This window comes from Oceanisphaera arctica (genome assembly GCF_002936955.1).
Taxonomy (GTDB): Bacteria; Pseudomonadota; Gammaproteobacteria; order Enterobacterales; family Aeromonadaceae; genus Oceanimonas; species Oceanimonas arctica.
On sequence record NZ_MPZM01000019.1, the window covers coordinates 44708 to 51161 of the forward strand.

Annotated in this window: 6 protein-coding genes; all 6 read right to left on the reverse strand. The window is 60.6% G+C overall.

The window, feature by feature from the left end; all coding sequences use genetic code 11:
- Positions 1-149: 149 nt before the first annotated feature.
- Positions 150-1235, reverse strand: a complete 1086-nt coding sequence (locus UN63_RS10090; protein WP_104486640.1) for an ABC transporter permease — start codon at positions 1233-1235, stop codon at positions 150-152.
- A gap of 115 nt (positions 1236-1350) precedes the next feature.
- Positions 1351-2280 carry an ABC transporter ATP-binding protein gene (locus tag UN63_RS10095; protein ID WP_104486631.1) on the reverse strand — a complete coding sequence of 310 codons (930 nt, stop codon included), beginning with the start codon at positions 2278-2280 and terminating at the stop codon, positions 1351-1353.
- Positions 2273-3235: an HlyD family secretion protein gene (locus UN63_RS10100; RefSeq protein ID WP_104486632.1), complete on the reverse strand. Its 963-nt coding sequence runs from the start codon at positions 3233-3235 to the stop codon at positions 2273-2275. Before UN63_RS10100 ends, UN63_RS10095 begins: the two co-directional genes overlap by 8 nt.
- A 126-nt stretch (positions 3236-3361) precedes the next feature.
- Positions 3362-4201: an S-formylglutathione hydrolase gene (gene fghA, locus UN63_RS10105; protein ID WP_104486633.1), complete on the reverse strand. Its 840-nt coding sequence runs from the start codon at positions 4199-4201 to the stop codon at positions 3362-3364.
- Between the two features lie 325 nt (positions 4202-4526).
- Positions 4527-5651, reverse strand: a complete 1125-nt coding sequence (locus tag UN63_RS10110) for an S-(hydroxymethyl)glutathione dehydrogenase/class III alcohol dehydrogenase (RefSeq protein ID WP_104486634.1) — start codon at positions 5649-5651, stop codon at positions 4527-4529.
- 184 nt (positions 5652-5835) lie between these two features.
- Positions 5836-6454 (reverse strand): RNA polymerase sigma factor FliA (locus UN63_RS10115; RefSeq protein ID WP_104486635.1); only part of this gene is annotated, 619 nt, incomplete at its 5' end.

Below are 6454 nucleotides of genomic sequence, written 5' to 3' on the forward strand. Positions count from 1 at the left end.
CCGCCCCTAAATTACAGCTCTCAGTATGCTGATATGTTTGCTTCCATTTTCTATTGCGCCGCAATTCGATTCGACTTGGCGCGGCGGATATTAACACAGAGCCCATAACGGAAAAACCCGCCCTCCTTTCTCCTTGATTTTAATATTTTTTAATCCAGCCGCTTTCTGAAGCGCCGCGCCGCCATCAGCAGTCCCAGCAGGGTAAAGCCGGCCAGCCAGAGGGCATCGGGCGCCAGCGCCATCAGGTCGGCATCGCGCAGCAGTATGCCCCGGGCCAGGCGCATGTAATGGGTGGCGGGCAGCCCCTCTGCCAGCCACTGGGCTGCCACCGGCATGCCATCAAAGGGAAACATGAAGCCGGATAGCAAAATCGAGGGGATCAACACAAACACCGTCATCTGCATCGCCTGCAGCTGGCTTTGGGCCAGGGTGGAGATCACCAGCCCCAGCACCAGGCTGGCGGCGATAAACAACAGGGTGGCCAGCAGCAGCTGTAACGGGCTGCCGTTGAGCGGCACCGCGAAGATAAAGAAACCCAGGCTCAGGATGATCACCAGCTGCACCAGGCCGGCGAACACATAGGGAACTATCTTGCCGATCATCAGCTCCATCGGCGTCACCGGTGTGGTGATCAACAGCTCCAGATTGCCCCGCTCCCGCTCTCGTACTATGGCCGAGGCGGTAAACAGCACCATGGTCATGGTAAGAATCACCCCGATCAGACCCGGAATAATATTCACTGCCGCCCGCCGCTCCGGATTGAAAAACAGCGTCACCTCAAAGTTGCCCCGGAGCCGGCTCAGTCCGGGATCGTCCGGCAGGCTGGCCAGCTGCAGTATGGCGCTGGCAATCAGGGTGTCGGTGCCATCCACCAGCCACTGGCCCCGGGGGCGTCCGTCCTGCCGGCGGCGTTCGAGATCGGCGGGCAGGATCAGCGCCGCCCGCACCCGACCGGCAATAATGGCGGTTTCGGCATCATGAGGGTGAGTAAAGCGCTCGGTAAAGACCACCAACTGGCTGGCCCCCATCCGGGCCACCAGCTCCCGGCTCTGACTGGTCGCCGCCTGATCCACCAGCGCCACCGGAATATCCCGCACCTTGGTATTGATGGCATAGCCGAACAGCAGCAGCTGGAGCAGCGGCACCATCACCACCATGGCGAAGGTGAGCCGGTCTCGAGACAGCTGACGAAACTCCTTGAGGGTGATGGCCCTGATGCGCCGGAGGCTGCTCATGGCTTTTTCCATCCGCTCATGGCTGCTTACTGTGGTTCATGACTGCTCCTCACGCTTATGGCTGTTTCCTGTCCGCTCATGGCTGTTTCCTGTCCGCTCATGGCTGTCTCCTCGCTCATGGCTGCCGACCCCCGGTGCAACTGACAAACACATCTTCCAGGTTGGGCCGCACCCGGTTTATCTCGGCCCCGGTCGCCAGCTCCGACAGCCGTTGGCGCAGCCAGCCGACCGGATCGGTGATATCACCGTCCACCAGTACCCGTAATCTCAGTCCCAGCTGGGCGGCGGAGCGCACTTCATCCAGCGCCAGCAGCCGGGTTTTCAGCTCGCGCAGACCGGGGGCCGCCACTTCCATCACGGTCACACCCATGCCGTTCATCAACTGTTCCGGCGAGCCGTCGGCGCGCTTGATGCCGTTCTCCAGAATGGCCAGGCCGTGGCAGCGTTCCGCCTCGTCCATATAGTGGCTGCTCACCAGTATGCTGGTGCCCGCCTCGCACAGATCGAACAACTTCTCCCAGAAGTCCCGCCGGTTTTCCGGATCCACCGCCGAGGTCGGCTCGTCGAGAAACAACAGATCCGGTTTGTGCAGGGTGGCGGCGGCCAGTGCCAGCCGTTGCTTCTGCCCCCCGCTCAGGGTGCCGGCGAAACGACCGGCAAAGGCACTCAGCTCATAGGTGCCCAGCAGTTCGCGCAGACGATCCCGGCTGTCTTTCGCGCCCAGGCCGTAGATCTGGGCGATAAATTCCAGGTTTTCGTGCACTGACAAGTCGTCATAGAGAGAAAACCTCTGGGTCATGTAGCCGACCCGGCGCCGCAGGGCCTCGGCCTGTTCGGGCATCGCCAGCCCCAGCACCGTCATTTCGCCGGCGCTGGGCAGCAAGAGGCCGGTGAGCATACGGATGCAGGTGGACTTGCCACTGCCGTTGGGGCCGAGAAAACCGAAGATGGTGCCGGCGGGAATGGTCAAGTCCAGCTGGTTGACTGCCACCAGCTCGCCGAATTTGCGCGTCAGCCCACGGGTATGGATGGCCAGTTCAGTCATGGCTCGCCTCCGGCAAGGCCTGGGCCGGCACGCCGGACGGCAAGCTGGCGGCAGCATCCGGTAACTGCACCCTGGCCAGATACATCAAGCGACTGCGCTCTCCTTCGGTCAGGGCATAATAAGGCGTAAAGGCCGGCTCGGTGGCAATCCAGCTCAGCCGGCCATCATAAGGCGCCTCGATACCATCCACCCAGACCCGAAACGAGTCGCCAATGTTAAGCCCGAGTCGGTGGCTTGCCGGCACATAAAGTCGGGCATAAGGGGCCCCTTGTGCCTGCAGTACCGCTACCACAGCGCCCGGTGCAACCCTGTCCCCCACCTGGTAGGGCAGGGTTTCCAGAATGCCGGGCCGACTGGCGTAAATTGTCAGTTCATCAAGCCGGTAGTGAGCCAGCGCCAGTTCGGCCTGGATGGCATCCCGGGCCGCATGGGCGGCATCTATGTCTTCGACCCGGTTACCCGTCGTGGCTTTCTCCAGCCGCTGGCGGGCCGCCTCTGCCTGAGCCTTCAGCTGATCATGATTAGCCTGAACTCTGTCCAGCTCGGCCCGGCTGGCCAGCTTGCGGGATGCCAGGGTGCGAATCCGCTCCAGATTGCGCCTGGCTTCCGGCAGCAGTGCCTGCAACTGGGAAAGTTCGGCGCGGGCCGCGCTGATGTCTTCGACCCGTGCTCCCGCCAGCAACAGCGCCAGCCCGGCCTCGGCCTGACGCAACCGCGCCTGCTGGCGGCTGACCTCCAGCTGTTGTCGGGCATCATCCAGTCGCACCAGCAGGGTGCCTGCCGCGACCCGCTCACCCTCCGCCACCGGTTGTTCCAGTACCAGCTCGGCGGCGGTGGCGGTCAGCTCGATGCGGTCCCGCTCCAGGGTGCCGAGCCAGCGATCGTCTGCCGACGGCTCACAGGCGGTCAGCCACAGGCAACAAATCAACAGGCTAAGACGGGGAATATTCGGCATATAGATGTCCAGCGAAACTCGTGAATTGAGCTTAGCCGAAGCGCGGAAGGGATTCGTTGCGATGGATCAGGGTAGAGGAAGAGCGTTGAATAGATAAAAGGCCCAGTGAAGACCGGGCCTGAATACTTAGTTGCTGGCCAGATGCTCGGCATGAAAACGCAGATGGTCTTCAATGAAACTGGCGATAAAGTAGTAGCTGTGGTCGTAACCGGGCTGCATGCGCAGGGTAAGATCTGCACCGGCCTGCTCGGCGGCCTGAGCCAGCGCCTGGGGCTTGAGCTGCTCGGCCAGGAAGTTGTCGGCCTCGCCCTGATCTACCAGCATGGGCAGTGCGCTACCATGCTCTTTCAGCAACAGGCTGGCATCGTACCGGGCCCAGGCGTGCCTGTCGTTACCCAGATAGGCACCCAGCGCCTTGTGGCCCCAGGGGCAATCGCAGGGGTTGGTGATCGGCGAAAACGCCGATACCGACACAAACCGCTCGGGGTTACGCAGCGCCAGTACCAGGGCACCGTGGCCACCCATGGAATGACCGCTGATGGCGCGTTTGCCAGACAGCGGCAGCTCGGCTTCAACCAGCGCCGGCAATTCGCTCAGCACATAGTCGTACATCTGGTAATGCTTATCCCAGGGTGCCTGGGTGGCGTTGACGTAGAAGCCGGCCCCCAAGCCTAAGTCGTAAGCCGCATTTTCATCATCACTCACGCCTTCGCCACGGGGGCTGGTATCGGGGATGATCAGCGCCAAACCAAGTTCGGCCGCCACCCGCTGGGCACCCGCCTTGCTGGAAAAGTTCTCGTCGCTGCAGGTCAGACCCGACAGCCAGTAAACGGCCGGCACCGGGCCCTGCTCTGCCTGGGGCGGCAGAAACACCGAAAACTGCATGCTGCAATTAAGGCTGCTGGACTCGTGCTGATAGCGGATTTGACGACCGCCGAAGCTCTTTTGTTCTTGAACAATTTGCATGAAAGCTCCTTTAAACAAAAAGACCGCTGTAGGCACTGCTTCAGCTGTGCAATGTGGCGAAGCCACAACATTTGGTGGCCAGAATGAAAACCTGTGCACCAGATCCTGCTTCGCAGGATTTAGCAGCTGAAGCAGCTACTACATTCGCGCTGTATGTCTGCTACAGCACACCTGTAGGCACTGCTTCAGCTGTGCAATGTGGCGAAGCCACAACATTTGGTGGCCAGAATAAAAACCTGTGCACCAGATCCTGCTTCGCAGGATTTAGCAGCTGAAGCAGCTACTACATTCGCGCTGTATGTTGAGCGCGGCGTTGGAAGCGGCTTTATTTGTCGAAATGGATCACAGAGCGGATCGACTTGCCTTCATGCATCAGGTCGAAGGCATGATTGATGTCTTCCAGACCCATGGTGTGGGTGATGAAGGTATCCAGTTCGAACTCGCCGTTCAGGTACTGCTCGACGATGCCCGGCAGCTGAGAGCGGCCTTTAACGCCACCGAAGGCACTGCCGCGCCATACACGGCCGGTAACCAGCTGGAACGGACGGGTAGAGATTTCCTGGCCGGCACCGGCAACACCGATGATAACCGACTCGCCCCAACCCTTGTGGCAGCATTCCAGCGCGGAACGCATCACCTTGACGTTACCGATACACTCGAAGGAGTAATCCACGCCGCCGTCGGTCAGTTCGACAATCACGTCCTGAATCGGCTTGTCGTAGTTGTTGGGGTTGATGCACTCGGTCGCACCCAGCTGCTTGGCGATATCGAACTTGTCTTCGTTGATGTCGATGGCAATGATGCGGCTGGCCTTGGCCATGGCGGCGCCGATGATAACGGCCAGACCGATACCGCCCAGGCCGAATACCGCGACTGTGTCGCCTTCCTGCACATTGGCGGTGTTCTTGACCGCACCCATGCCGGTGGTCACGCCACAACCCAGCAGACAGACCTTCTCCAGCGGCGCTTCCTTGCTGATCTTGGCCAGGGAGATTTCCGGCACCACGGTGCGCTCGGCGAAGGTAGAGCAACCCATGTAATGGAAGATCGGCTTGCCGTCCTTGAAGAAACGGGTGGTGCCGTCGGGCATCAGACCCTGGCCCTGAGTGGCGCGTACGGCCTGGCACAGGTTGGTCTTGCCGGATTTACAGAATTTACACTCGCCACACTCGGCGGTGTACAACGGGATCACGTGATCGCCCACTTCCAGGGTAGTCACGCCCTCGCCTACCGCCTCGACAATACCGCCACCTTCGTGGCCGAGGATTGCCGGGAAGATACCTTCAGGATCATCACCAGACAGGGTAAAGGCATCGGTGTGACACACACCGGTGGCGACGATGCGTACCAGCACTTCGCCTTTTTGCGGCGGCATCAGATCCACTTCTTCGATGCTCAGCGGTTTGCCAGCTTCCCAGGCGACGGCGGCACGTGTTTTGATCATGTCCATTACTTACTCCTGATGATTAACGGCTCCACCAATACAGTGGGCTAATACAGTAGGCTACAAGGGCCAGGCAAGAAAACTCCGGCCTCACACTAATTAACGCCATTGTATATACCATGTTAGCCGATGATAATAATGCCAATATGCAAATTATTTTTACAGAGGAGTAATAATAGAAAGTGTACGGCTATTCCGCCTCCATCAGCCTGGCCCGCAGCCGGCTGACCGCCTGGCTGTGCAGCTGGCAGACCCGGGACTCGCTCACCCCGAGTACGGCACCGATTTCCTTGAGATTCAGCTCTTCCTGATAATACAGCGCCATCAATAGCTTCTCCCGCTCCGGCAGGGCGGCTATCGCTTCAATCAGCTGCTCACGCTGCTCTGTATCGAGCACGGCAGCAAAGGGCGACACCGGCCCCTGCTCATCGGCTTCTGGCTCACCCTGGTTTGCGACCAGTTCTTCGTAGGGCATTAACTGGCCATTGTTGGTGTCGCTGAGTAACTGCTGATAGTCCCGCAGGCTGATGCCCAGCTCGGCGGCAATTTCCCGCTCTTCCGGTGGCCGTCCCAACCGCTGCTCCAGCTGGCGCACGCAGGCATCCACCGCCCGGCCGCTGCGTCGCACGCTGCGCGGCAGCCAGTCACGGGTGCGCAGCTCGTCAATCATGGCGCCGCGAATACGCTGGCTGGCAAAGGTGGCAAAGCTGGCCCCGGCGGCGCTGTCAAAACGCCCGCGGGCATCCAGCAGCCCCACCATGCCGGCCTGGATCAGATCATCCAGCTCCACCCCGGCCGGCAGTTTGACC